Below are 24139 nucleotides of genomic sequence, written 5' to 3' on the forward strand. Positions count from 1 at the left end.
TCACAACTTCCCTCTCGATTTGGCTGCTGGCGATTCTGCTCCTGTAGCTCTAACTGCTCCTGCTATCAACGGTTAATTCTGAAGTTTAGCTAAATAAGAAAGCGCCCTCTGGTAACGGAGGGCGCTTTCTTATTTGTATAGGTAAAAGATAGGTTAGATAGTAATCCTAAATGAGTTGTGAAAAATAGTTTTCTAATCGAACCACAGAGGCGCAGAGAACACGGAGAGATAAGAAATAGAGGTTTTAACAAATAATTTAGGAATGCTATACGTCAAAAATTCTCAGTGCTAAAGCATAAAAATTAACTTTTGCACAAACTCTAGGTAAAATACATAAGCCTCATCCTTTTTCTTTAAGATCATGGGCAACACTTTTGGTCATCTATTTCGCATAACTACTTTTGGTGAATCTCACGGCGGCGGTGTGGGGGTTGTGATTGATGGTTGTCCTCCACAATTAGAAATTTCGGCAGAAGAAATTCAAGTGGAATTAGATAGAAGGCGTCCAGGACAAAGTAAAATTACGACACCTCGCAAAGAAGCGGATACCTGCGAGATTTTATCGGGTGTATTTGAAGGCAAAACACTAGGAACGCCTATAGGAATTTTGGTACGGAACAAAGATGCTCGTTCGCAAGACTATGACGAGATGGCCGAGAAGTATCGCCCTTCTCATGCAGATGCAACTTATGACGCGAAATATGGCATTCGCAACTGGCAAGGCGGGGGTAGATCGTCAGCACGTGAGACAATTGGCAGAGTAGCAGCAGGTGCGATCGCTAAAAAAATTCTCCGTCAAGTTGCCAATGTTGAAGTTATCGCTTACGTCAAGCGCATCAAGGACTTGGAAGGTGTAGTCGATCCAAATACAGTCACCTTAGAACAAGTGGAAAGCAACATCGTTCGCTGTCCCGATGCTGAATGTAGCGATCGCATGATTGAATTAATTGAACAAGTTGGTAGACAAGGTGATTCTATCGGCGGTGTCGTAGAATGTGTAGCGCGTAATGTGCCGAAAGGTTTGGGCGAACCAGTATTTGACAAATTGGAAGCTGATATTGCTAAGGGTGTGATGTCTCTCCCTGCTAGCAAAGGCTTTGAAATTGGTTCCGGTTTTGGCGGAACGCTGTTAACCGGAATTGAGCATAACGACGAATATTATATTGATGAAAATGGTGAAATTCGCACTGTAACTAACCGTTCTGGTGGTATTCAGGGGGGAATTTCCAACGGAGAAAATATCATTTTACGAGTTGCATTTAAGCCGACGGCGACAATTAGAAAAGAGCAAAAGACAGTAACTCGTGAAGGTGAAGAAACCTTATTAGCAGCGAAAGGACGGCACGATCCTTGTGTGTTACCGCGTGCAGTTCCAATGGTGGAGGCAATGGTGGCACTGGTGTTGTGTGACCATTTGTTACGGCATCATGGACAGTGTAAGGTGTTGTAGGGATTGTACGTGGACTTTCATAAAATATTTATGCTTCGAGGGTGAGTGTCTGACTCGCCCTTTTTTATCTGTATTGCTATAGTAGCGGATAACACATTTAACTACGTGCGATCGCATCTGTTAGCAATATGGGTAAAGAGTCTCAAAATCGCTTAGAACACTTTGCTGCTTTAAAGTCCAAATACCAAGTAACTCAATATGGAGATTCATTACCCGCTAGTTTGCTGTATCTCATACTACGAAAACTTGACTTAGGAATTGAACTCCTTGACTTAGAATCTAATTGGTTGGGAGAGTCTCGGCTTGAGGAGACTTTAGAAGCTATCAAGCAAGAGCAGAAATATAAAGTACAAGAATTCGGAAATTTAGAATTTGAATTCTCCAAATTGAAATCTAAGTACAAAGCTACAAGTTATAACGGTTCCTGGGAATCTAGTCATCTCTATTTCATTCTTTTGAAACTGGAGTCAGGAAATTTCCTTACTGATTTAGAGGTTAAATGGCTAAGAGCAAATGGTTTATATGAAACCAATAAAATTGCTCAAGAGGTAAAACTATTTAGTCAACTTAAATCTAAATATAAAGCTACTCAATATCAAGACTCATATCCTGATAGTCTACTTTATCAAATACTTAAAAAATTAGAGTTAACAGAAAGTTTAAGTAATTCTGAATATAATTGGCTGATCAATAACGAACTCTTTGAAACAGCAGAATTTTTTCAACAACAAGAGTCCGTAAAAGAAGCTGACTTTGCTCAGTTAAGAGATAAATACCAAGCGAATCGAAACTCTGATTTATCATTATCCAGTCCACTGTATCTAATACTACAAAATATTGATGCAAACAAAAATCTGGGTGAGTCAGAAATTAAATGGTTGGAACAGCAAGGACTTAGCGAAACTATTTTTATTGCTCAAGAACTGAAAGAAACACGAGAGTTTGCTGCCTTGAGAGTTAAGTATAAAGTAACTCATTATGAAGATGTATCCCCTAAAAATCACCTGTATAAAGTTCTCAAAAGACTTGATTTATCCAATCAGTTAGGTGAACAGGATATTAACTTCTTGAAAAAACGTAAGCTGAGTAAGACAATAGAAATTGCTAACAATAAATATGCTAATAGTCTCAAGTTGAATATAGAATCAGGAGAAAATCTAAACGAAATAGAAATTGAGTGGCTAAAAAATAATGGGCGAGAAGATATAATTGCTCTTGCACAACAAAAGCATTTTGCAGCTTTGAAATCAAAATATGATGTTTTACACTATCAAGATAAATCACACACCAGTCTTTTATACACAATTTTGCAAAAGCTGGAGTTAAAAGAGCGACTTGAAGCAACAGATGTTGCTTGGCTTCAAGAGACTAAAATTGAAGAGCCTCAAGCAACATATAGTTATTATAGATGGCAACAAGAGCCTCAGTACCAAGGTAATAAATTATTCTCTGGTAAGATTCGGATTACTTACCACACAATTGAAGCAAATTTTTATCAGCAGGAGTTTCAGCGCACTGATAACAAATGGAACTTAGCAAATGCCAGCAGTCATTGGCGCAAAGCAGATGAACCAAAACAGGCATTGCAACTGACAAATAATTTACAATTCGACAAAATTAAAGAAAATAAACTCAAATCAGCGTTGCTAACTACCAGAGGCGGGGCTTTTCGAGATGTTGGGAAATTAGATGAAGCAGAAAATTGCGCCCGTAAAGCTATTGAGTATCAACCAAAAAGCCATCACCCTTACACTTTGATGGGAGCCATTTGTTTTGAACGACATCAATATTCAGATGGTGAATATTGGTTTCAAGAAGCAATCAAACGTGGTGCTAATCCTAGAGATATGGATTCTGAAATCAAGCGAGTAGTGAAAAATACCAAGGATGAAAATAAGCGTCGACAAGTGATAAACTACTTACTAAATAAAGATCCACAGCGGTATGCTTGGGCGAAGTCTTATATCAAAAATTCAAATAATAAAATCTGAATCAGAAAATAAAATTACATCAAAAAAGCAAAAGATAAACTAAGTAAAATTTAATGTAATCTGCAAGTGTTAGTCTAGCGTTAAACTACAAATGAATTGATCTGGTTGCATCGCATGGATTTTATAACAATTTTAGGATTAGCTGCCGCCACAATAACCACAATCTCTTTTTTGCCGCAGATGTTTAAAACTTGGCAAACAAAATCAGCCAAAGATGTTTCTTTAGTTACCCTGATTACATTTATAAGTGGTGTTTTTTTGTGGCTAATCTATGGAATTTATTTACAATCCTTGCCAATTATTCTTGCTAACGCCATAACATTGATTTTTAACTTAATTATTCTATGGCTTAAAATTAAATATAGATAAACTTGCCTCTAACAAACACCTGTGACATCATCTGTATTTGACTCTGAACGCCTTCTCTTTATACCTACCACCCCAGACACCAACGCTATCCCCATAATTTTCGCCTTTCCCAACGAGTACAGCGTAGGTATCACTAGCCTTGGCTATCAGGTGGTGTGGGCAACTTTGGCAATGCGTGATGATGTGCAGGTGAGTCGCCTGTTTACAGATACTCACGAACAACTCCCCAGAACACCGGAAATTGTGGGATTTTCTATTTCGTGGGAACTGGATTATGTAAATATTTTAAATTTGCTGGAATCTTTAGAAATTCCCATTCGAGGAACCTCTCGTGATGATTCTCATCCGATAATTTTTGGTGGTGGCCCAGTTCTCACTGCTAACCCCGAACCTTTTGCAGATTTTTTTGATGTCGTTTTACTGGGAGATGGCGAAACCCTGTTAGGGAATTTTATTGAGGCTTACAAAGAAGTAAGAAATGCCTCAAGACAAACTCAACTAAAAAGACTTGCACAAATACCAGGAATTTATGTACCCAGTTTGTATGAGGTTGAATATCATACAAGTGATGGTGAAGTAAAGTCAATTCAACCAATTTCTCCGGAAATTCCCGCAGTGGTGCAAAAGCAAACTTACCGGGGAAATACTTTATCGGCATCCACTGTAGTCACTGAAAAAGCGGCATGGGAAAATATCTACATGGTGGAAGTGGTGAGAAGTTGTCCAGAAATGTGCCGCTTTTGTTTGGCGAGTTATCTCACACTGCCTTTTAGAACAGCCAGTCTGGAAGATTCGTTAATTCCAGCGATCGCCAAAGGTTTAGAAGTCACAAATCGGCTAGGATTATTAGGGGCTTCAGTTACTCAACATCCAGAATTTGAGGCTTTGCTAGATTATATTAGTCAACCAAAGTATGATGATGTCCGTCTCAGTATTGCCTCAGTGCGAACCAATACTGTAACAGTCCAGTTAGCAGAAACTTTGACGAAACGAGACACGCGATCGCTTACCATTGCAGTAGAGAGTGGTTCTGAGAAAATCCGCCAAATCGTCAACAAAAAGCTGCATAACGATGAAATTATTCAAGCAGCCATAAATGCCAAAACTGGCGGATTAAAAAGCTTGAAACTCTACGGAATGGCAGGAATTCCTGGTGAAGAAGCAGAAGATTTAGAGCAAACCGTGGCGATGATGCGTAATATCAAAAAAGCTGCACCGGGATTGCGCTTAACATACGGTTGCAGCACCTTTGTACCCAAAGCACACACACCGTTTCAATGGTTTGGGGTGAATCGGCAAGCAGAAAAGCGGTTACAGTTTTTGCAAAAACAGCTAAAACCACAGGGCATAGAATTTCGCCCAGAAAGCTATAATTGGTCGATTATACAGGCTTTATTGTCGAGAGGCGATCGCAGACTCTCCCAACTTCTCGAACTTACTCGTGACTTTGGCGATTCCTTGGGTAGCTACAAACGTGCTTTTAAGCAACTCAAAGGACAAATCCCCGATTTAGATTTCTACGTCCACGCCGAATGGTCGACAGAACAAGTATTACCCTGGAGCCACTTGCAAGGGCCTCTGCCACAGTCTACACTACTAAAGCATTTGGCTGATGCTAAAAGTTATATCAATCCATCCCCAAAAGAATTACAGCCATTGACTTCATAGCTGAAAACTTGATGCAAAACACAGCTGAGTATTACTGCGCCTATTGTGGCGAACCGAACTTAACTTTTATTGATTTGAGTGCTGGAGGACAGCAATCTTACGTTGAAGATTGTCAAGTTTGTTGTAACCCAAATATTTTGTATGTGCGGGTTGATGAAGATACCCTAGATATCGAAATTGATACCGAATCCGAAAGTTGAATTTTAGGTTTTTCTTTCCATGCTGCACTTTAAACATTCCTCAATCATTAATGCCTCACCAGAAGTAGTTTGGAAATTTCACGAAAGGCCAGATATTTTGCAACTGTTGAATCCACCTTGGCAGCCAGTTCAAGTGGTTCGTCGTGAAGGAGGGCTGAACGTGAACGCTATCACCGAATTTCGCTTGTTTCTCGGTCCATTACCCTTAACTTGGTTAGCCCGTCATACTGAATGTGAAAAATATCGCCTGTTTACTGATGAACAGATATCTGGACCCTTTGAATCTTGGGTACATCGACATGAATTTGAACCGGAAAATGGCAAAACCAGATTAACTGACGCTATTTCCTTTTCTATGCCTGGTGGAGGAGGTGTTGAATTTCTCAGTGGTTGGCTAGTGCAAGCGCAATTGGAAGCAATGTTTCGCTACCGCCACTATGTGACAAAACGAGAATGCGAATAATTTTAAGCTATTCGTGGTGTAGTTTTCTAGGATGATTCTCTTGTAGTGAATGGCTCCAAATTTCTAGCATACTAGGAGCCACACTTATCATTTTATCTTTCTTAATTTTGACGATGAAAATCAGTAAATTTTTTAATTTAGATTAGATTTATTTGAAATTATAAATACTATTTTGCTAACTTTAGAATGTTTTCTGAAAATATTGAAAACCTCCTACTTTAGACTTATTCGCATTTTAGTACTAAAGACAGATAGCCCTAATTCATGGGTTAAATATGATTAAGTAATGTAATTTAATTCTTCAGTAAAATATGCAATGAAAAATTACCAAAGCAATGTAGTAAAAAATACATACAATAGCATAGGCCGTAATGCTTGAGAGTTGAGATTTAATCCTCAGTCTGAACTTTAGAGCGATCGCTTTCTAGCTTACATTAGTTTAGGATATCAACGGCTAGAGCGTTTGCACCAATGACTCCACTGCATTCTCTACTCTTGCCACTAAATTATGTTACTGTCTTTTCCGAGGTTTCGGCTGTTTAGAAAGTACCATATTAAAAACATTAGTTTCTATAACTACTAAATATAGCAGTACTATTACTTATACGATCCAACCTCTAAATCAAAAACAGTTTTTGATATAGCGGTTGTATGTGTAATACTAGTTAAAGTATCTTAATATTTCTAAACATCTTAAAGTGCTGGCACTATCCAATGCAAACACTTATCACTAATAGAGTTTTCTGGCTCGTGGTTAGTGCTTTTTGTGTTGACTATATTTATTTTAGGAATTTTCACCTGAATACTAGGCGGAGTAAAAGCATGATTCAATTAGAACAACCACCCAGTCATCAAATAAAATTGACTTCATTAGTGAAAAGTAAATCTCAATTTAAAGCACTTTTCATTGCTATTGTAATTGTTAGTGTATGGGTCATTAGTCTGAGTTTATTACTTACCCTTGATATTTCCAAGTTAAAACTTTGGATTTTATTGCCAAGCATAGCTTGGCAAACATTTTTATATACAGGATTATTTATTACATCTCATGATGCTATGCATGGGGTAGTATTTCCCCAAAACAACAAAATTAATCATCTTATTGGGGCATTAACACTATCTCTTTATGGTCTTTTACCATATAAACAATTATTAAAAAAGCATTGGTTACACCACCAAAATCCAGCAACTCAAATAGACCCAGATTTCCATAATGGTAAACACAAAAACTTCTTTGCTTGGTATTTCCATTTTATGAAGGGTTACTGGAGTTGGAGGCAAGTTATTGCCCTAACTTTTATTTATCAATTTGCTAATCACATCTTTCATATACCTCATGCTAATCTAATAGGGTTTTGGGTGCTTCCTTCGCTTTTAAGTTCATTTCAATTATTTTATTTTGGTACTTTCCTCCCACATAGTGAACCAAGCGAAGGCTATATTCAGCCTCATTGTGCCCAAACGATTAGCCGTCCAATTTGGTGGTCATTTATCACGTGCTATCATTTCGGCTACCACGAAGAACACCACGAGTATCCTCATGTTCCTTGGTGGCAGTTACCAGAAATTTACAAAGCAAAATAGTTCTTATTTTTCTAATAAATAAGTGGGCGTGAATAATTAAAGGTTTGTAGTCAGCGTCTCTAGCCCTTAAAATAAGTCTGGGGCTGCTTACTAAGAGCAAATTTATTCTGCTTATGCCAATTAATAATAATTATCGTCTTGTAACCTATAGCCCTGCTTATACAATCGTTCCCACTTACGAGTGCTTTAATCGGTGTAGCTACTGCAACTTTCGCAGCGAACCGGGTAAAAGTCCTTGGATGAGTCTTTCAGATGCAGATAGTATTTTAAAACCACTTCAAAGCGAAAAAATCTGCGAAATCCTTATACTGAGTGGTGAAGTACATCCCCATTCACCAAAGCGTCAGGCATGGTTTAGGCGGATTTATGATTTGTGTGAATTAGCGCTTTCAATGGGGTTTTTACCTCACACTAATGCGGGGCCACTGAGTTTTGAAGAAATGCAAAAGCTCAAGCGTGTGAATGTTTCGATGGGGCTGATGTTGGAACAGTTAACGCCAACATTGTTAAATAGTGTACATCGGCACGCACCGAGTAAATTACCAGAAGTCCGTTTACAACAATTGCAATGGGCGGGAGAGTTGCAGATTCCCTTTACAACTGGGTTACTGTTGGGAATTGGGGAAACTGTAGATGATTGCTGGGAAACGTTAACAGCTATATCTCAACTGCATCAACGTTATCACCATATTCAAGAAGTTATCCTGCAACCTCATAGTCCAGGATATCAGCAAACTTTTGATGCACCACCTTTTGACCCTCATCAATTACCAGAAGTAATTGCTAAAGCACGTCAGATTTTACCGTCAGATATTACTATTCAAATTCCGCCGAATTTAGTTAAAGATGACCGATGGTTACTCGCTTGTATCGAAGCTGGTGCGCGAGATTTAGGTGGAATAGGGCCAAAAGATGAGGTGAATCCCGATTATCCTCATGTTCAGGAACAGGCATTGAGAGAAATTTTACAGCCTGCGGGGTGGGAATTGGTAGCCCGTTTGCCAGTTTATCCGCAATTTGATAGTTGGTTGTCGAGAGAATTACAAACAGTGGTGAAATGCTGGCGCAAGACTCTAACTCCAGTTTCTCTTTTGTAAGAATAGGGAAGTAGAGATTTTCCCATCTCGTAGTAGTTTTATTTGCTGACGAGTGTTTGAGGTGCGTTCATCCATCTTTGAACCCCGTTAAGGAGTATTTGAACTGGATAAATCCACCTCTGAACTCCGTTAAGGAGTATTTGAACTGGATAAATCCACCTCTGAACTCTGTTAAGGAGTATTTGAACTGGATGAATCCATCTCTGAACTCCGTTAACGAGTATTTGAACTGGATGAATCCACCTTTTATCTCCGTTGACGAGTGTTTGAACTGGATGAATCCACCTTTTATCTCCGTTAACGAGTATTTGAACTGGATGAATCCATCTCTGAACTCCGTTAACGAGTATTTGAACTGGATGAATCCACCTTTTATCTCCGTTAACGAGTATTTGAACTGGATGAATCCACCTTTTATCTCCGTTAACGAGTATTTGAACTGGATGAATCCATCTCTGAACTCCGTTGACGAGTCTTTGAACTGGATTCATCTACCTTAATTCTCTATAATCTCGATTATTATGAGCATCATTGCTATATTTTTTACCTATGCTTAATAGTACTGACTTACTCGCAAACCTCTACAACGCGTTTAACCCCTTTGAACCCTTACCCGCAGGCGATCCAAAATATGTAGATTGTCAGGATGTGCGGGGAGATGCCGATATTTTGCAAGAGTTGGGAAATCGGATGCAATTGGCAAATACAAATACTTGCCAATTGTATTCTGGTCATCGGGGTGCAGGGAAGTCTACAGAATTACTCAGGTTAAAGAAGTATTTAGAAAATCGGAAATTTTATGTGGTCTATTTTGCGGCTGATGAAGAGGATATCGATTCTGAAGATGCCCAATATACAGATATACTCCTTGCCTGTACCCGCCGTTTGCTCAAAGATTTAAAAGAAATTGCCAGTCCTCGCCCCATACTCAACTGGTTAAAAAGTCGTTGGGTAGATTTAAAAGATTTGGCGCTGACTCCCCTAGAGTTTGAGAGTCTGGAAGTAGAAGCCCAAGTTGCTCAATTCGCCAAGTTGACCGCAAATTTAAGAGCTGTTCCTGAATTACGCCAGAAGATTCGCCAAAAAATTGATCCTTACACTGTCACTTTAATTGAGGTGTTAAATGAGTTTCTAGCGGATGCAAAAAAGAACTTACCTACGGGTAAAAGTCAACTGGCGGTAATTATCGATAATTTAGACCGGATGGTGTTAGTCAAAGACGGCGATGGCCGCACCAACTATGAAGAAGTCTTTTTAGACCGCAGCGAACAACTCCAAGCTTTAGATTGCCATTTGATTTACACTGTCCCCATTTCAATGGTGTATTCTACCAGGGCAACAGACCTCAGAGATATCTACGGCGACCCCCAAATTTTGCCGATGATTATGGTAAATACTCTCAAGGGTGAAGTTTACCAGCCAGGACTTAACAAAGTTAAAGAAGTAATTAACAAGCGAGTTCGGCAAATTGCACCCGAACTATCACTAGAGAAGGAAATTTTTGACGGTTCCCAAACCTTAGACAGACTTTGTTTAATGAGTGGAGGTCATGTGAGGAATTTGCTATTGTTAACTCAAGACGCTATTGGACGCACTGAAGAATTACCTGTTTCAGAAAAGGCGGTGCGACGAGCAATTACTCAAGCCAGAGATACTTATCGCCGCGCTGTGGAAAATCATCAATGGTGTCTGTTAGCAGAAGTGTCTTGTTCTAAGCGCATTATTAATGATGACTTGTATCGCAGTTTGATGTATAACCGTTGTCTTTTAGAATACCGCTATTTAGATGATGAGGGAGAGATGCAGCGTTGGTATGATATTCATCCATTGATTCAAGGAATTCCAGAATTTAAGGAAGCTGTAGGGAAACTTTCATGAACCCAAATTTAAGTGATTGGGATGATGATTTACCCCCAGAACCAGAAGAAGTTTATCAAGATTTGCTTCGCGCACTGAAGCGAAAGTCAGGATTTGGTTTGTTTTTTGTGCAATGTACACCTGGCGAAGCAGACAAGTTCATTGTCAAACTTCCCCATGAGATTCCGCAGAAAAAGATTGCAGTTTTGCGGTTGGTTGAGGCAATAGATAATTTATATCAACCAGTAGCAGAGTTTGTTAAAGACAAGCAAATTGATGTTTTATTGATTAAAGGTCTGGAATATTCTTTATATAAATATGAAAAAAGAAGTTTTGGGGAAATTACAGAAGGACAATTTAGCAATTTAACCAGTGTTCCGCATATTTTAAATCACTTAAACCAACAGCGAGAACGCTTTAGAGATGATTTCCCCATTAGCTTTGTTTTTCTTTTGCGTTCATTTTCGATAAACTATTTTATTCATCGCGCCCCAGATTTTTTTGATTGGCGTTCTGGTGTATTTGAATTACCAACTACACCAGAAGTAGTAGATGAAGAATCATCTCGCCTACTGGACGAAGCAGATTATGAAGCATATTTAAAACTTAGCCATGAAAAAAAAATAGAAAAACTTCTGGAAATTAAAGATGTGCTAGCAGAAAAATTCCAGACAGAAAGCCGGAAGCCGAGTTTACTATGTGAGTTGGGAAAGTTATTAGTTACTGCTAACGAAAATGAACTGGCAATCGCATCGTATGATGAGGCGTTGGAAATTCAACCTGATGATCGCGAGGCTTGGTACAATCGGGGCATTGCACTAGGAAATTTAGGATGTTATGAACCAGCAATTTCATCCTACGATGAGGCGGTGAAAATTAAGCCTAACTATGACTATGCCTGGTATAATCGGGGGATTATGCTAGTGAATCTAGGACGTTATGAAGAAGCAATTGCATCTTACGAAGAGGCCCTAAAGTTTAAACATGATTATCATGAGGCTTGGAATAATAAAGGCAATTTACTATTAAATTTAGGTCATTATCAAGCAGCGATCGCATCTTATGATGAGGCACTAAAATTTAAACCCGATTACTACTTAATTTGGAATAATCGAGGCATTGCACTAGTAAAGCTGGGACGTTATAAAGCAGCGATCGCATCGTATGAAGAAGCACTGAAACTTAAATCTGATTATCATTTAGCTTGGTACGGTAAAGGTAATGCATTAGCTAATTCTGGAGATAGTGAAGCAGCGATTGCTTTTTATCAAGAGGCAGTGAAAATTCAACCTGATTACCACTTAGCTTGGTATAGTCAGGGAAATGCACTAGAGAGTTTGGGACGCTATGAAGAAGCGATTGGATGCTACGAAGAGGCGCTGACAATTAAACCAGATGACTATTTAGCTTGGTATGATCGAGGTATTGTACTAGAAAATTTAGGAAACTACGAGATAGCAATTACTTCCTACGACAAAGCATTAAGCATTAAACCAGATGACTATTTATCTTGGTACGCTAAGGGTTATGCTTCTAAGAATTTAGAACGTTACGAAGCAGCAATTATATCCTTTGATCAAGCACTGCAATTCCAACCAGATAATCATGAAGCTTGGTACAACAAAGCGTGTTGTTATGCTCTCAAAGGTAATATTGATCAGGCACTAGAAAACTTACAAAAAGCAATTAATCTGCATGGTGATGAATATCGTGTAATAGCAAAAACTGACTCTTGTTTTGATGCTATCCGGAAAGGTGAGTGTTTTCAATATTTAATTCAATAACCGCTATAAAGACTAAACTAATCTAGCGATAGCCTTTACACTTACACTGAAATTAAAAGCGATCGCCCCTAAATGGAATTACACTAAAATTCTGAAAATTCTAACTAACAGTTATGCAAAATGAGTTGACTACTCTGACTTATGAAATTGAACTAAAACCAGGGGAAAAATTGAATCTACCTGAATCAATACTAGAAAATATAACTACAGGACGCTGGGTAATCACCATCCAACAAAAAGCGGAAGAAACTGAAAGCACCCGCAGCCATGATGCTTTTTTGAACGGCTACGCACCAGAAGACGAAGGACTTTATGACAACTATCCAAGCAGGTGAGTTTTGGGTAGCAGATATTCCATTCACTAGCGGTGGCGGTTCCAAAAAGCGCCCCTTACTTGTATTGTGGATAGATGCAAATGATGTTGTAGTAGCAGTAGTTACATCTGCCAAACCACGTACACAAACTGATGTATCTCTAAACGATTGGGCTGCAAGTGGCTTGCGTGTTGCTTCAACCGTGCGTCTGTCTCGATTGGATAGCCTAGAACAGTTTTTATTGCTGGCTAAAATAGGGCAAATTTCCGAATCAGACGCAAAGCGTTTAAAAGAAGTATGGGATTTGCATATCAAACCTCAATTTTAAGCAACTTGAATCAAAAGCGATCGCGCATACGTTTAAATAAATACTCACCGCGAACTAATTCACAATGCATCCCTCAAAGGAGATATATAGGAGCCTAAACCCTGTTGTAAAATAGACATATAAGGATTCGGGGGGCCATTTAACTGGTCATAAACGCCTATAGAAACTATTTTTGGAAATCTCCAAGGTCTGAAGTCCAGCCAGCTGAAGCAACTACAGCGGCTGTATCACCAGCGCATACCAGGCGATCGCATCACCACGCCTGAGTTTTCCCAGCGTCTGGCAGCAATTAGCACAGAAGTCAATCAGCCTGTGTGCGCCTACATCAACCGTCGCGGACAAGTGATTCGCGTCGGGGTAGGCACACCGCGCCAAACGCAAATACCACCGATGGAATTGCCCCGTTACGGTGCAGAACGACTCAGTGGTATTCGTTGTATTGCCACCCATCTCAAGCCAGAACCGCCAAATGAAGCGGCGCTCACGGCTATGGCACTGCAACGCTTAGATGCCCTAGTTGTCCTAAATATTACCGGAACCGGATTTACACGGCGGGGAGGCGGTGCGACTGGGTATGTCAAAGAAGCTTATCTAGCTCATCTGACACCCCAAGAGTCTCGCACCCTGATTACTAGTCCTGCTGCTCCCAAGATAGGGGAAAGCCAAATCCAAACCCCAAGTTGGAATATATCGCCACCTCTGGACTTGGACGATCTGGCAGACCAGGATTTAGTAGACTTGGTAGAAAATCTCGAAGCGGAATTCCAGCGCGAATTTATCGCCCAGGAAGTTGATGCTGACCACGATCGCGTTCTGATTGTGGGGCTGATGACCAGTGAGATGACTCCCCTACAATTCCAAGACACCCTAGTGGAATTGGCACGTTTAGTTGATACTGCTGGGGGAGATGTATTACAGACAATACAACAAAAGCGATCGCGCGTTCATCCCCAAACCGTAGTTGGCGAAGGTAAGGTGCAAGAAATTGCTCTAACTGCCCAAACACTAGGAGTAAACCTCGTTGTCTTCGACCGCGACCTCTCACCCTCCCAAGTCCGCAACTTAGAAATGCAAATTGGCATCCGGGTGGTTGACCGCACCGAAGTAATTTTAGATATCTTTGCCCAACGCGCTCAATCTCGTGCCGGTAAGTTGCAAGTAGAACTAGCACAGTTAGAATACATGCAACCGCGACTGGCTGGTAGAGGTCGCACCATGTCCCGATTAGGTGGTGGTATTGGGACTCGTGGGCCTGGTGAAACGAAACTGGAAACTGAACGCCGTGCCATTGGGCAGCGCATTTCCCGACTGCAAAAAGAAGTAACTCAGTTGCAAGCGCATCGTTCGCGGTTACGGCAGCGACGGCAGCATCGAGAAGTTCCTTCAGTTGCTTTAGTTGGATATACCAATGCTGGCAAGTCCACTTTGCTGAATGCTCTCACTAATGCAGAAGTTTATACAGCCGACCAGTTATTTGCCACTCTCGATCCGACTACCCGCCGTTTGGCGATTCCTTATGGCGAAACCAGTGAACATCAGGAAATTCTGATTACAGATACAGTAGGGTTTATACACGAACTGCCTGCATCGTTAATGGATGCCTTCCGCGCCACCTTGGAGGAAGTCACAGAAGCCGATGCCCTATTACACTTGGTGGACTTATCTCATCCTGCTTGGTTGCGTCATATTCGCTCAGTCAGAGAAATTTTGGCACAAATGCCAATAACTCCTGGCCCGGCGCTAGTGATTTTTAACAAGATCGATCAAGCCAATAGTGAGACGCTAGCTCTAGCTAGAGAAGAATTCCCCCTCGCAGTATTTATTTCTGCAAGCCAGCGCTTGGGGTTAGAAACCCTACGTCAGCGGCTTGCCAAGCTGATTGAATACGCAGTTGATTCCCAGTAAATACTGAAATAAATTTTTAATTTCTAGTTGAAAATGCCGTAGTTAATAGTAACTATGGCATTTTTTATTGAAAATAATAGATACTTCTACTTTACTAAAGCTTTATCGGGTTATGTGGAATTTGCTGAATGACAATATTAGAAAAGACGTGCTAGAACAATTGATTAATGGTATTTTTCTGTTTCTAGGTGATACAGTAATTGAATTTATTCACTAAATAAATTCAATTACGTATAAGATTTAAGCCTTGAACTTGTTCTTAATTAATTTTATACAGCAAAATTTAGAATTTAGGAGTAAAACACGCTTTATATCTGGGTAATAGATTTGGCTTGTGTACCTCCCAACTTTAAATCTGCTGTAAGTACTCTATTAACCTTTCAGTATGACTTTTAGAGTTATCTCATTTATCAACATTATAGAAAGAAAAGTATATGCAATTAGCTTCACAGCAATTTGAGTCAAAAGATGTCAAAGTACAGCTTCTTTTAACTGGAGGACATCAATACACCGTTTATTTAAAATCAGATGCAACTTTACTGCATAGCCTTTTAACAACAGTTGTGGCTAGCGCCTACAAACAAGAATCTGAGTTACAGAATTTATTCCAAATTCCCATCAATGAAGGTCGCTCGGTTTTGTGTTTTCCTAGCGAACATCTTATAGGTGTGGTTACAGAACCCCCAATCTTTGTACAGCAATCAGAGAAAGTAGAATTGCAAGATGATTATATTTTGGCTTCTGATTATATCCAAATAGATAATTTTCTGAAACCAGAAGAACACAAAAACTTAGTCAAATATGTCCTGGAGAAAGAGTCAGATTTTTTGCCAAGCAATACTTCTACCAACGATATTAACTATCGCCAATCAATGGTTGTCTACTCATTTCCTGAATTTTCCGAACTGATATTAAAGAGAATTCAAGCAATGATTCCTGATATCTTAAGCAAATTAAACTTACCATCATTTTCTATATCACAAATTGAAAGCCAACTAACTGCACACAATGATGGTAACTATTACAAACTTCATAATGATAATGGCAGTCCAGATACTGCTACCAGAGAACTAACATACGTTTATTACTTTTATCAAGAACCAAAATCATTTTCTGGCGGTGAGTTGCTGATATACGACAGCAAAATTGAAAATAACGTATATGTAAATACTGAGACATTCAAAACAGTTGAACCTCGCAACAACAGCATTGTATTCTTCCCCAGCCGTTATATGCACGAAGTACTGCCTGTGAAATGTCCCTCTCAAGCTTTTGGAGATAGTCGATTTACTATCAATGGCTGGGTGCGTAGATAAGCGAATTCAGTATAATCACTGTACACTAACACAATGAATATTTAACTTTAGGGAAGGCGATGCCTTCCCTAATTTATTGCAAACTTATAGCCAATAGACTTTCTGAGTAATATCTTTCAATTGCATTCTAAATAGTCTATCAATATTACTTAAGTAATTTAGTTAGTAAGTTAAAAATAAAGTTTAATTCGCAAATCAAAATTAAATTTTACGTAATTAAATAAAAATATATTGTAGTACAAACACTTAAATGTCGTAACTTAATTGCGTAAACATTCATTTATTTATGCTCTATTAAATTTTAGATGAAGCTTGAAAAAAACAGTAGTAGATATTATTTTTTTGTGCCATTTTGGATCAGTGAATGATATCAATGACGCTCGTATAAGCATCATTATTAAGAAGCTTTTCCATATCTTGTTTAAGACAAAGAGGTTTGATTTTCATGTCTCAAGCATATTCAAAAAAAGTAGTTGGTTATATCACCTGTGGTCTATTCTCTTTCACCTTAGCTTTAGGATCACAAATTCCTCAAGCACAGGCGAAGAAGTCAGATCCACCAGTATCAGCACCTGCACCAGCGCCAGCGCCAGCACCTGCACCTGCACCTGCGCCTGCACCTGCGCCAGCGCCAGCACCTGCACCAGCGCCAGCACCAGCGCCAGCACCAGTACCAGCACCAGTACCTGCGCCAGCACCTGCACCTAAGAGTTTGGGGTCTATAAGTTTTTCAGCTACAGGAACTAATACCTACGACAAATCTAATGATCCTCTGGCAGCGTCAGTCCTCTTTAATTACCTAGACAATGGTTTATTGTCACTGACCCTGACTAACAAATCTTCTGTAGGAATCTCAAATCCTTCTGATGTTCTGACCTCAGTCTTCTGGGACTATGCTGGTTCTCCTCTAAAGAACTTATCGCTGGTTTCGGCTCTAGCTCCAACAGTAACCTCAAGTGGAGGTTCCACCACTAAAAATAATGTTGATCTTCTAGCTCTAAATGAATGGAAATTGCCAAACACTAGTAATACTGGAGGACTTCCTGGCATTGACCAACACTACGGTCTGGGTACAGCTGGCTTAGGCATTTTCCAAGGTGGCGGTGGACAGCAATTCAATTACGGCATCATCAGTGGTTACGCTAATGATGCAAATCCAGCCGTGAGTTCAGGGACTTTTATTCAAGGTTCAGCTACTTTTCTGCTATCAGGGCTAGCATCCGACTTTGACATCACTAAGATTGGCAATATCCGTTTTCAGTACGGTACATCACTAGACGAAACTAGTATAAAACCTGCCACTGCGCCAGCGCCAGCACCTGCGCCAGCGCCAGCACCTGCACCAGCACCAGCACCTGCGCCAGCACCTGCGCCAGCACCTGCACCAGCACCAGCGCCAGCGCCAGCACCAGCACCTGCGCCAGCACCTGCACCTGCACCTGCACCAGCGCCAGCGCCAGCACCAGCACCAGCGCCAGCACCAGCACCAGCGCCAGCACCAGCACCAGCGCCAGCACCAGCACCTGCACCTGCGCCAGCGCCAGCACCAGCACCTGCGCCTGCGCCAGCACCAGCACCAGCACCTGCACCAGCACCTGCACCTGCGCCAGCGCCAGCACCTGCGCCAGCACCAGCACCTGCACCAGCACCTGCGCCAGCGCCAGCACCTGCGCCAGCACCAGCGCCTGCGCCAGCACCTGCGCCAGCACCTGCACCTGCGCCATCATTACCGCCTTACTATCAACCCCCTGCACCTCAACCGAAAAAAGTACCTGAACCCAGTACAACCGCAGCATTAGGATTATTTGCCTTGGGTGTTTTCGGTCTCAAGAAGAAAAACAAAAAAAATATTTCCCAAAATTAAATCACACTGCTGAGTTTTAGTAAGAGGGAGCTTAAAAATGGGTTTAGAAAAGCATAAGCATTTCTAAACCCATTTTTGTTAGGGTAAGAAACGCTAAACTAGAACTTACCTCAATAATTCCTGCTTTTTAACTAGCGCTTAGTAGCGAAAAAATTTAAGCGACAGAAACAATCTAAATATAATTACTGCTATTGCTAGCATTTAAACTGAAATATTATTAGCTTGTTAGGTCAGATGCAAAATAAAAATAATCTACATAATATTTGGCTGGCTTAACCTTGGAGTCTAAATAAAGCTGCGTAAATAATTAAAAGTTTGTAGACGCTACGCGTAGCTTGCTTTTCTAAAGTGGTACACTACAAACTAATATCAATATTTTTACATTATTTAACATTACTTTTATTTTTGCCTACTTACATCAGCGCCTTCTGTAAATTAGGTTATGAAGGGATAAAGCAGCCACAGTCAGTGGCAAAGCTCTAAAATTAAAAAGTATTAAATCAAGTTGAGGACATCATGGCTGCAAAAGTAGAAATTTACACTTGGAGGACTTGCCCGTTTTGCATTCGTGCCAAAAGTTTGTTGAAGAACAAAGGTGTTGAATTTATCGAATACAGTATTGATGGAGATGAAGCAGCCAGAAATAAAATGGCTCAAAGAGCAAATGGACGCCGTTCTTTACCGCAAATTTTCATCAATGACGATCATATTGGTGGTTGTGATGATATCCACGCGTTAGATAGTCAGGGCAAGCTGGATGAGCTACTAACTTCTAGCAATAGCGTATAGATTTAGAAGGTATTGCCCTAGCGACAAACAAGCCGCTGCAAATTACACGGCAGTCGCTACAACTCTAGAAAACAAAATGCTACCTTGTCTACGGGCTTTTTCCTTACAAAACTGATATCTGTCCACAAGACTTTACCCTCCAGGTTCCACTCAGCAGTACATATGTACGTCAATTGGTGAGAGCATCAAGAGATAATAATTGAATAACCATTTAATTTCTTGGTGATTGAGGTATAAAGGGTGAAACTGGCTTTTATCATTGATTCCATCCATCTACTTGACCCGTGTCATGATACCAGTGTTGCCCTAATTGAAGCAGCACAAATTATGGGACATGAAGTTTGGGTGACTCAGGCAAATCTGCTGAGTGTGGTGGAGGGCAAAGCTTGGGCTGTCCTACAGCAAGTCGAACTTGTCCCAGTGCAGTTGGTGGAGGGACGCTGGGTAGCGCTAAATCCTTGGTATAAGTTGAGCGATTCCTCCTTAACTTCTTTAGAGACAATGGACGCCGTATTTATGCGGACAGATCCACCTGTCAATGATTCCTACCTATATGCCACATACATTCTTGATTACATTGACCAAAATAAAACCTTGGTGATTAACAGTCCCAGTGGCATCCGAGGGGCAAATGAAAAAATGTACGCCCTTCAGTTTACCAAGGCAATTCCTGAAACGATTGTCAGTGCTGATAAGCAATTTATCCAGCAATTTGTGGAAGCAAAGGGGGCAGCAGTTCTCAAACCGTTGGGTAACAAAGCTGGCGAAGGAATTTTGTTTTTGCAATCAGGCGATCGCAATTTTAACTCTATTGTTGAACTCAGTACCCTCCAAGGTAAAGTGCCAGTAATGGTGCAAACCTATTTACCGGAGGCAAAAGAAGGAGATAAACGAATCATCTTGCTCAATGGTGAACCAATTGGTGCGCTCAATCGCCTCTCTAGTGGAACTGATTTTCGCAACAATATGGCAACTGGTGGTACAGTCGCTCAAACCGAAATTACCCCAAGAGAGTATGAAATTTGTAGCCAAGTAGCCGAACGCTTACGCCAAGACGGCTTAATTTTTGTGGGTATTGACGTTATCGGTGGCTACCTAACTGAAGTCAACGTCACTAGTCCTACCGGCATTCGTGAGATTGATCGCCTAGATGGTACTCGCCTTGGTCATCAGGTTATTCAATGGATTGAACAAACACTAAAAATCAAAAAATAATTTACATTTTTTGTTTGATGTTCTATTCCTCAACAAACAGACTTATTTCGCACACTTGCGTGGGCTGGTTTCCTACGCTACTTTTTTAAGTAAATATATTTACTTATACGGAATATGAGTTTACTAGATCGCGAGGGGTAGATGCATTGTCTATGATTGGCTGTAACGCTCGATGACTCGCTAACGCCCTCGCCCTTGGTGTCTGCCTCTGGGAGAAGACTCGTTAATACTGCACTATTGGTGATGCATCCATAGTTGGGCAGGTATTCCTATTGTTTTGTTCTGAAAGCATAGCTGGACATGCAAGCCAGTAGACCCCTGCCCAAATTAATTCTATAAAGTAGCGTTGACAAGTTTTTTTACCAATTGGCAAAATTGGGGATGGCAAAAAATTGCTTATCCCTGCCCCTGGTAAAACCCTGGTGGAAGTAGCAGATTTTATACAGCCTTTAGCCTGACCTGAGACTGCTAAGTTAATCTAAAATCCCAAGCTCCAAATCTTTTAATTCCTTGGTGTACGTCGGTTTCTCAGAAAATCAGGGATATCTAATCCAGGTTTTTCCTTTGGTTCTGGAATTGGAGTTGGGGTTGGAGTTGAACTTGGAGTTGAGGTTGGGGGATTAACTGCGGGTTGCTGTGTTGTTGGACGCTTCGAGGTATTCGGTGCGACTCTAACATTAGCCACGCTTTGTTGTACCGCAGCTTGCACTTCACCTGTAAATCCGGTGGCAATTACAGTAATTCTTACCTCACCTTGGAGCCTATCATCAATTACAGCCCCAAAAATAATATTGGCGTTGGGATCGACTACCTCATAGATTGCTTCTGCGGCTGCATTCACTTCATGCAAAGTCAGGTCAGTACCACCTGTAATATTAAAGACAACCCCTCTAGCGCCTTCAATAGAACACTCTAGTAATGGTGAAGAAATAGCTGCGATCGCAGCTTCTCTAGCTCTGGATTTTCCAGAGCTAACGCCTATTCCCATCAAAGCCGAACCTGCATCTGCCATCACAGCTCGGACATCAGCAAAGTCAACGTTTACTAAACCGGGGATCGTGATGATATCAGAAATACCTTGCACCCCTTGACGCAGTACATCATCTGCATAGCGAAAAGCTTCTTGCACAGGCGTTTGTTCGGGGATCACTTCCAGCAGTTTATTGTTGGGGATAATGATCAGTGTATCTACTCTACTTTTTAGTCCTTCAATACCTTGTTCCGCTTGGCTGGTGCGGCGGCGTCCCTCAAAAACAAATGGACGTGTTACTACACCAACAGTTAGAGCGCCCATTTCTTTGGCCACTTCTGCCACGATTGGTGCTGCACCTGTCCCAGTACCACCCCCCATACCAGCAGTGATAAATACTAAATCTGCACCCTCTAAAGCCGTAGCAATTTCATCCCGTGATTCCTCAGCTGCCTTTTGACCGATCGCAGGATTACCACCTGCTCCTAAACCCCTCGTTAGCTTCTGCCCAATTTGCAATCGACTTGGAGCGCCAGCTAAGGTAAGAGCTTGGGCATCAGTGTTAATTGACCAAAACTCTACCCCGGAGACATCAGACTCGATCATGCGGTTAACAGCATTGCCACCACCACCACCGACACCAATCACTTTGATGTTGGCGACCCGACCAGGAACAATCTCGCCAATTCGGCTATTTTCCGGAGAAATTTTCTTATTATCGTGATTTTGCCCGAAGTTCAGCCCAGAATTATTAAAAGGATTGGTCGAGTTAACTGCCAGAGAGAACCCCGGCTGTCCCGTAGATTGGGAATTTTTATAGTTAAGTCCTTGGTTATTATCAAGTGTCATTGGATTTGTGAAAGGGTAGATAAACGACTTTTTCAGGTGTTATTCACCTAAGAGTCAACTTTAGTTTGACAATGCCACAATATTATGGCGTTGTTCTTTATTGTTTTCACTACTGCCAAGCCTAACAGAATTGGCAGTGCGAAAATTTGCTATGGGATAAGCTTTTAACACAGCCGATCGCACAGCCAATTCTAGAGAAGTATACCTATATTTATCTAAAACTGACCTGTATAACTTCAACCAGACATTGATCTCTTCATTATTCTCAGCAGCGGGCATAACTTGTGAAGACACACTACAGCGTATCTTCTCTGCCTCAATAATAATATTGTTAATAGGTTTCACCATTGGGAATGATTGCAACTTTAGACACAAAATTTACCTTCTACTTACTTATTCTTAAGGTTAAACTAAGCAAGAATTTACTTGTCAGACTATACCTGATTAATTTGTTGTTTGGGTGGTCTCAATGGACACTTTGTTGGAGCAATAGTCTATCCTACAAGAACCCTCACTAGTGCAGCCAACAAATCAAGATTTCCTAAGAGATTTCGTTACCTAATAGGAATTACAGCACAGAACAGTCCAAACTTATTGCCCAGAAGCAGTGCTTACACAACTTTGGCTGGGATTTTTCGTTACAGATTGAAACTTCGGTAAACTGTCTTTGGAAGTGTCCTCAACAGACCAAAGCCAGAGCCTTTTTGCCTCTGCACTTAGATGGCGGCATAAACCGTTCTCATCAGTGACCTCTGTTCGGGAGTCTGAATCTGAATAAAAAGCTCAAGCAACTTTCTCTTTTTTGCACTGGGTTTAGTCAAAGAATGTATGGGCAGAAGGCGTTTTGTACGCTATAGACCATCATTAGACTGTCTGACATCTTGCACCCTACTATTAGATGTTAGGGTAACAATTGAGAGTCTGTTACTCGCAATAGAGATTTTATGATTGATCTTCTCATTTTAATTAGAAGTTAATGCCGATTTTCAGGCGATTTGCGGGAAAACTGAAAATAATAAATATATTTATCAGCATAAAGCTTCTTAATTTACTAGGAGCTATCAAAATAATAAACACGCTAGATGTTTTTAGGGATTTTGGGAGTTAATTTTTGGTCTTTTTGGTTCATTTGTACCAATGGAAATTCGGGATTTTTCAGATCAATATACTCTATTTGACCAGAATTAAATTTTGTTGCTAAATGACGCATTTGGGCGAGTACCTTAATTTGTTCAGATAACTGGGAACCTGGAACACCAAGATGCACATTTCCTAATTCTGTTTTCAAAATTAAATTTGTTGGATTTTGGCAATCAATTTCCATCACTTTTACAGGACTTTGACTCACAGCTTCATGGAGTTGAGTCCAGTAGAGGCAGTATTGATTTGGCGAACCAATTACTCTGAGATTGGGTAATTTTCTAGTGGGATTCAGTGATGTATATTTTTCTAAAGGCATCCAGGCCCCACTTGCATCTAGCAAGCCGATTATTACTTTTTTGTTGCGACGTGTTTGAGTTACCGCGACAGGTACTCGTTCTTGGATTTCAATGATTAATCCAGGAGGAAATAGGCGGCGTCTGACGATCGCTTGGGCAATAGTTGGTTGTTTCTTCAAAGAGTTAGCGATCGCTGACGGTTCAATCCGCCACAAAGACTGAGGGTAAGACAGCACCAACAATGATTGAGTTGTTTGAGCCGACAGCAATTGATTGCCTGATTTCATCACTATTTGTTTGGGAGCCTTTAGCATCCACACCGGTTGGACTGCCACCCACAACAATCCACCCGCCAAACCAGTAATGGCAAAGGTTCGCCAAATAGCTTGAATAATTCTCATCTGCCGCTGCCGACGCAATTTCTGACGACGCTGGGCTAGATGCGTGCGGGAAACTGATATTATGCCAGCCATTCACACCCCTTTGTGATTGCAATCTAAATTCCTTGACAAACTCGTATCATTATTAATTTCAGTAAACACTGTTGGCATCTTTGAGCCGCTCTCCTCAAGACTTTTTTTATTTTTAGTAACACTTTACAGTAACTACACAATGATAATGGCGTTAGTCATTATTCCTATTAAAGTTTCCGGTGTCCATTTTTAACTGACTGTAGTCTTTTTGACA

General features: G+C 40.7%; 22 protein-coding genes and 3 pseudogenes. 20 read left to right on the forward strand and 5 right to left on the reverse strand.

Going from position 1 to position 24139, the window contains the following annotated elements:
* The 16 genes and pseudogenes from V7K53_RS11385 to V7K53_RS11460 form a co-directional block, all read left to right on the forward strand.
* Positions 1-76, forward strand: a pseudogene (locus tag V7K53_RS11385) (photosystem II protein D1); the annotation flags it as partial.
* A gap of 285 nt (positions 77-361) precedes the next feature.
* Entirely contained in the window at positions 362-1450 is a 1089-nt protein-coding gene (aroC, locus tag V7K53_RS11390; protein WP_335197619.1) for a chorismate synthase, read from the forward strand.
* Between the two features lie 128 nt (positions 1451-1578).
* A complete protein-coding gene (locus V7K53_RS11395) occupies positions 1579-3441 on the forward strand; it encodes a hypothetical protein (protein WP_335197620.1) in 1863 nt (620 codons plus the stop codon).
* Between the two features lie 114 nt (positions 3442-3555).
* Positions 3556-3810 (forward strand): SemiSWEET transporter, encoded by a 255-nt coding sequence (locus V7K53_RS11400; protein WP_104905670.1) that lies wholly within the window; start codon positions 3556-3558, stop codon positions 3808-3810.
* Positions 3811-3831: 21 nt separating this feature from the next.
* Positions 3832-5478: a B12-binding domain-containing radical SAM protein gene (locus V7K53_RS11405; protein ID WP_335197621.1), complete on the forward strand. Its 1647-nt coding sequence runs from the start codon at positions 3832-3834 to the stop codon at positions 5476-5478.
* Between the two features lie 11 nt (positions 5479-5489).
* Positions 5490-5678, forward strand: a complete 189-nt coding sequence (locus V7K53_RS11410; protein ID WP_012411100.1) for a CPXCG motif-containing cysteine-rich protein — start codon at positions 5490-5492, stop codon at positions 5676-5678.
* A gap of 19 nt (positions 5679-5697) precedes the next feature.
* Positions 5698-6141 (forward strand): SRPBCC family protein, encoded by a 444-nt coding sequence (locus V7K53_RS11415; protein ID WP_335197622.1) that lies wholly within the window; start codon positions 5698-5700, stop codon positions 6139-6141.
* Between the two features lie 822 nt (positions 6142-6963).
* Positions 6964-7725 (forward strand): beta-carotene ketolase CrtW, encoded by a 762-nt coding sequence (gene crtW, locus V7K53_RS11420; RefSeq protein WP_335197623.1) that lies wholly within the window; start codon positions 6964-6966, stop codon positions 7723-7725.
* Positions 7726-7838: 113 nt separating this feature from the next.
* Complete coding sequence (gene cofG / locus V7K53_RS11425; protein WP_335197624.1) at positions 7839-8822, forward strand: 7,8-didemethyl-8-hydroxy-5-deazariboflavin synthase subunit CofG; 984 nt, start codon at positions 7839-7841, stop codon at positions 8820-8822.
* A gap of 191 nt (positions 8823-9013) precedes the next feature.
* A complete protein-coding gene (locus tag V7K53_RS11430; RefSeq protein WP_335197625.1) occupies positions 9014-9322 on the forward strand; it encodes a hypothetical protein in 309 nt (102 codons plus the stop codon).
* A 49-nt stretch (positions 9323-9371) separates the two neighbouring features.
* On the forward strand, positions 9372-10700 hold the full coding sequence (locus V7K53_RS11435; protein WP_335197626.1) for an ATP-binding protein: 1329 nt from the start codon (positions 9372-9374) through the stop codon (positions 10698-10700).
* The gene (locus tag V7K53_RS11440; protein ID WP_335197627.1) at positions 10697-12463 is read left to right on the forward strand and encodes a tetratricopeptide repeat protein; all 1767 of its coding nucleotides are present in this window, start codon (positions 10697-10699) and stop codon (positions 12461-12463) included. The genes V7K53_RS11435 and V7K53_RS11440 overlap by 4 nt, the downstream gene beginning before the upstream one ends.
* A 113-nt stretch (positions 12464-12576) precedes the next feature.
* Positions 12577-12798: a hypothetical protein gene (locus V7K53_RS11445; RefSeq protein ID WP_335197629.1), complete on the forward strand. Its 222-nt coding sequence runs from the start codon at positions 12577-12579 to the stop codon at positions 12796-12798.
* Entirely contained in the window at positions 12776-13105 is a 330-nt protein-coding gene (locus V7K53_RS11450; protein WP_335197630.1) for a type II toxin-antitoxin system PemK/MazF family toxin, read from the forward strand. Before V7K53_RS11445 ends, V7K53_RS11450 begins: the two co-directional genes overlap by 23 nt.
* 159 nt (positions 13106-13264) lie before the next feature.
* Entirely contained in the window at positions 13265-15010 is a 1746-nt protein-coding gene (gene hflX / locus V7K53_RS11455; protein WP_335197677.1) for a GTPase HflX, read from the forward strand.
* Between the two features lie 434 nt (positions 15011-15444).
* Entirely contained in the window at positions 15445-16326 is an 882-nt protein-coding gene (locus tag V7K53_RS11460; protein ID WP_335197631.1) for a 2OG-Fe(II) oxygenase, read from the forward strand.
* Positions 16327-16829: 503 nt separating this feature from the next.
* Here the strand turns inward: V7K53_RS11460 and V7K53_RS11465 are convergent.
* Entirely contained in the window at positions 16830-17024 is a 195-nt protein-coding gene (locus V7K53_RS11465) for a hypothetical protein (protein WP_335197683.1), read from the reverse strand.
* A gap of 14 nt (positions 17025-17038) precedes the next feature.
* On the opposite strand from V7K53_RS11465, the pseudogene V7K53_RS11470 reads away from it, so the two are divergent.
* Positions 17039-17548, forward strand: a pseudogene (locus tag V7K53_RS11470) (XDD4 family exosortase-dependent surface protein); the annotation flags it as partial.
* A 61-nt stretch (positions 17549-17609) separates the two neighbouring features.
* Here the strand turns inward: V7K53_RS11470 and V7K53_RS11475 are convergent.
* A complete protein-coding gene (locus tag V7K53_RS11475) occupies positions 17610-18122 on the reverse strand; it encodes a hypothetical protein (RefSeq protein WP_335197684.1) in 513 nt (170 codons plus the stop codon).
* Between the two features lie 5 nt (positions 18123-18127).
* Between V7K53_RS11475 and V7K53_RS34035 the strand changes: the two are divergent.
* The 3 genes and pseudogenes from V7K53_RS34035 to gshB all read left to right on the forward strand — a co-directional run.
* Positions 18128-18190, forward strand: a pseudogene (locus V7K53_RS34035) (hypothetical protein); the annotation flags it as partial.
* Between the two features lie 516 nt (positions 18191-18706).
* Positions 18707-18979, forward strand: a complete 273-nt coding sequence (grxC, locus tag V7K53_RS11485; protein WP_190893995.1) for a glutaredoxin 3 — start codon at positions 18707-18709, stop codon at positions 18977-18979.
* Positions 18980-19219: 240 nt separating this feature from the next.
* Complete coding sequence (gshB, locus tag V7K53_RS11490; RefSeq protein ID WP_335197632.1) at positions 19220-20194, forward strand: glutathione synthase; 975 nt, start codon at positions 19220-19222, stop codon at positions 20192-20194.
* A 502-nt stretch (positions 20195-20696) separates the two neighbouring features.
* Here gshB and ftsZ read toward each other — a convergent pair.
* The 3 genes from ftsZ to V7K53_RS11505 all read right to left on the reverse strand — a co-directional run bounded on the left by ftsZ (position 20697) and on the right by V7K53_RS11505 (position 23925).
* Positions 20697-22013, reverse strand: coding sequence for a cell division protein FtsZ (ftsZ, locus tag V7K53_RS11495; RefSeq protein WP_099101867.1), 1317 nt, complete (start codon positions 22011-22013; stop codon positions 20697-20699).
* Positions 22014-22073: 60 nt separating this feature from the next.
* Complete coding sequence (locus V7K53_RS11500; protein ID WP_335197633.1) at positions 22074-22361, reverse strand: hypothetical protein; 288 nt, start codon at positions 22359-22361, stop codon at positions 22074-22076.
* Positions 22362-23091: 730 nt separating this feature from the next.
* On the reverse strand, positions 23092-23925 hold the full coding sequence (locus V7K53_RS11505; RefSeq protein ID WP_335197634.1) for a cell division protein FtsQ/DivIB: 834 nt from the start codon (positions 23923-23925) through the stop codon (positions 23092-23094).
* Positions 23926-24139: the final 214 nt, after the last annotated feature.

This window comes from Nostoc sp. (genome assembly GCF_036917355.1).
Taxonomy (GTDB): Bacteria; Cyanobacteriota; Cyanobacteriia; order Cyanobacteriales; family Nostocaceae; genus Nostoc.

Excerpts from the sequence above, each read along its gene's own strand:
- V7K53_RS11415 (WP_335197622.1), top strand. The coding sequence starts at position 5,698 with ATGCTGCACTTTAAACATTCCTCAATCATTAATGCCTCACCAGAAGTA.
- V7K53_RS11500 (WP_335197633.1), bottom strand. The coding sequence starts at position 22,361 with ATGGTGAAACCTATTAACAATATTATTATTGAGGCAGAGAAGATACGC.
- V7K53_RS11435 (WP_335197626.1), top strand. The coding sequence starts at position 9,372 with ATGCTTAATAGTACTGACTTACTCGCAAACCTCTACAACGCGTTTAAC.
- aroC (WP_335197619.1), top strand. The coding sequence starts at position 362 with ATGGGCAACACTTTTGGTCATCTATTTCGCATAACTACTTTTGGTGAA.
- V7K53_RS11430 (WP_335197625.1), top strand. The coding sequence starts at position 9,014 with ATGAATCCATCTCTGAACTCCGTTAACGAGTATTTGAACTGGATGAAT.
- V7K53_RS11440 (WP_335197627.1), top strand. The coding sequence starts at position 10,697 with ATGAACCCAAATTTAAGTGATTGGGATGATGATTTACCCCCAGAACCA.
- V7K53_RS11450 (WP_335197630.1), top strand. The coding sequence starts at position 12,776 with ATGACAACTATCCAAGCAGGTGAGTTTTGGGTAGCAGATATTCCATTC.
- grxC (WP_190893995.1), top strand. The coding sequence starts at position 18,707 with ATGGCTGCAAAAGTAGAAATTTACACTTGGAGGACTTGCCCGTTTTGC.
- ftsZ (WP_099101867.1), bottom strand. The coding sequence starts at position 22,013 with ATGACACTTGATAATAACCAAGGACTTAACTATAAAAATTCCCAATCT.
- V7K53_RS11505 (WP_335197634.1), bottom strand. The coding sequence starts at position 23,925 with ATGGCTGGCATAATATCAGTTTCCCGCACGCATCTAGCCCAGCGTCGT.
- V7K53_RS11445 (WP_335197629.1), top strand. The coding sequence starts at position 12,577 with ATGCAAAATGAGTTGACTACTCTGACTTATGAAATTGAACTAAAACCA.
- V7K53_RS11400 (WP_104905670.1), top strand. The coding sequence starts at position 3,556 with ATGGATTTTATAACAATTTTAGGATTAGCTGCCGCCACAATAACCACA.
- V7K53_RS11460 (WP_335197631.1), top strand. The coding sequence starts at position 15,445 with ATGCAATTAGCTTCACAGCAATTTGAGTCAAAAGATGTCAAAGTACAG.
- V7K53_RS11475 (WP_335197684.1), bottom strand. The coding sequence starts at position 18,122 with ATGCTGCGGTTGTACTGGGTTCAGGTACTTTTTTCGGTTGAGGTGCAG.
- cofG (WP_335197624.1), top strand. The coding sequence starts at position 7,839 with ATGCCAATTAATAATAATTATCGTCTTGTAACCTATAGCCCTGCTTAT.
- V7K53_RS11395 (WP_335197620.1), top strand. The coding sequence starts at position 1,579 with ATGGGTAAAGAGTCTCAAAATCGCTTAGAACACTTTGCTGCTTTAAAG.
- crtW (WP_335197623.1), top strand. The coding sequence starts at position 6,964 with ATGATTCAATTAGAACAACCACCCAGTCATCAAATAAAATTGACTTCA.
- V7K53_RS11410 (WP_012411100.1), top strand. The coding sequence starts at position 5,490 with ATGCAAAACACAGCTGAGTATTACTGCGCCTATTGTGGCGAACCGAAC.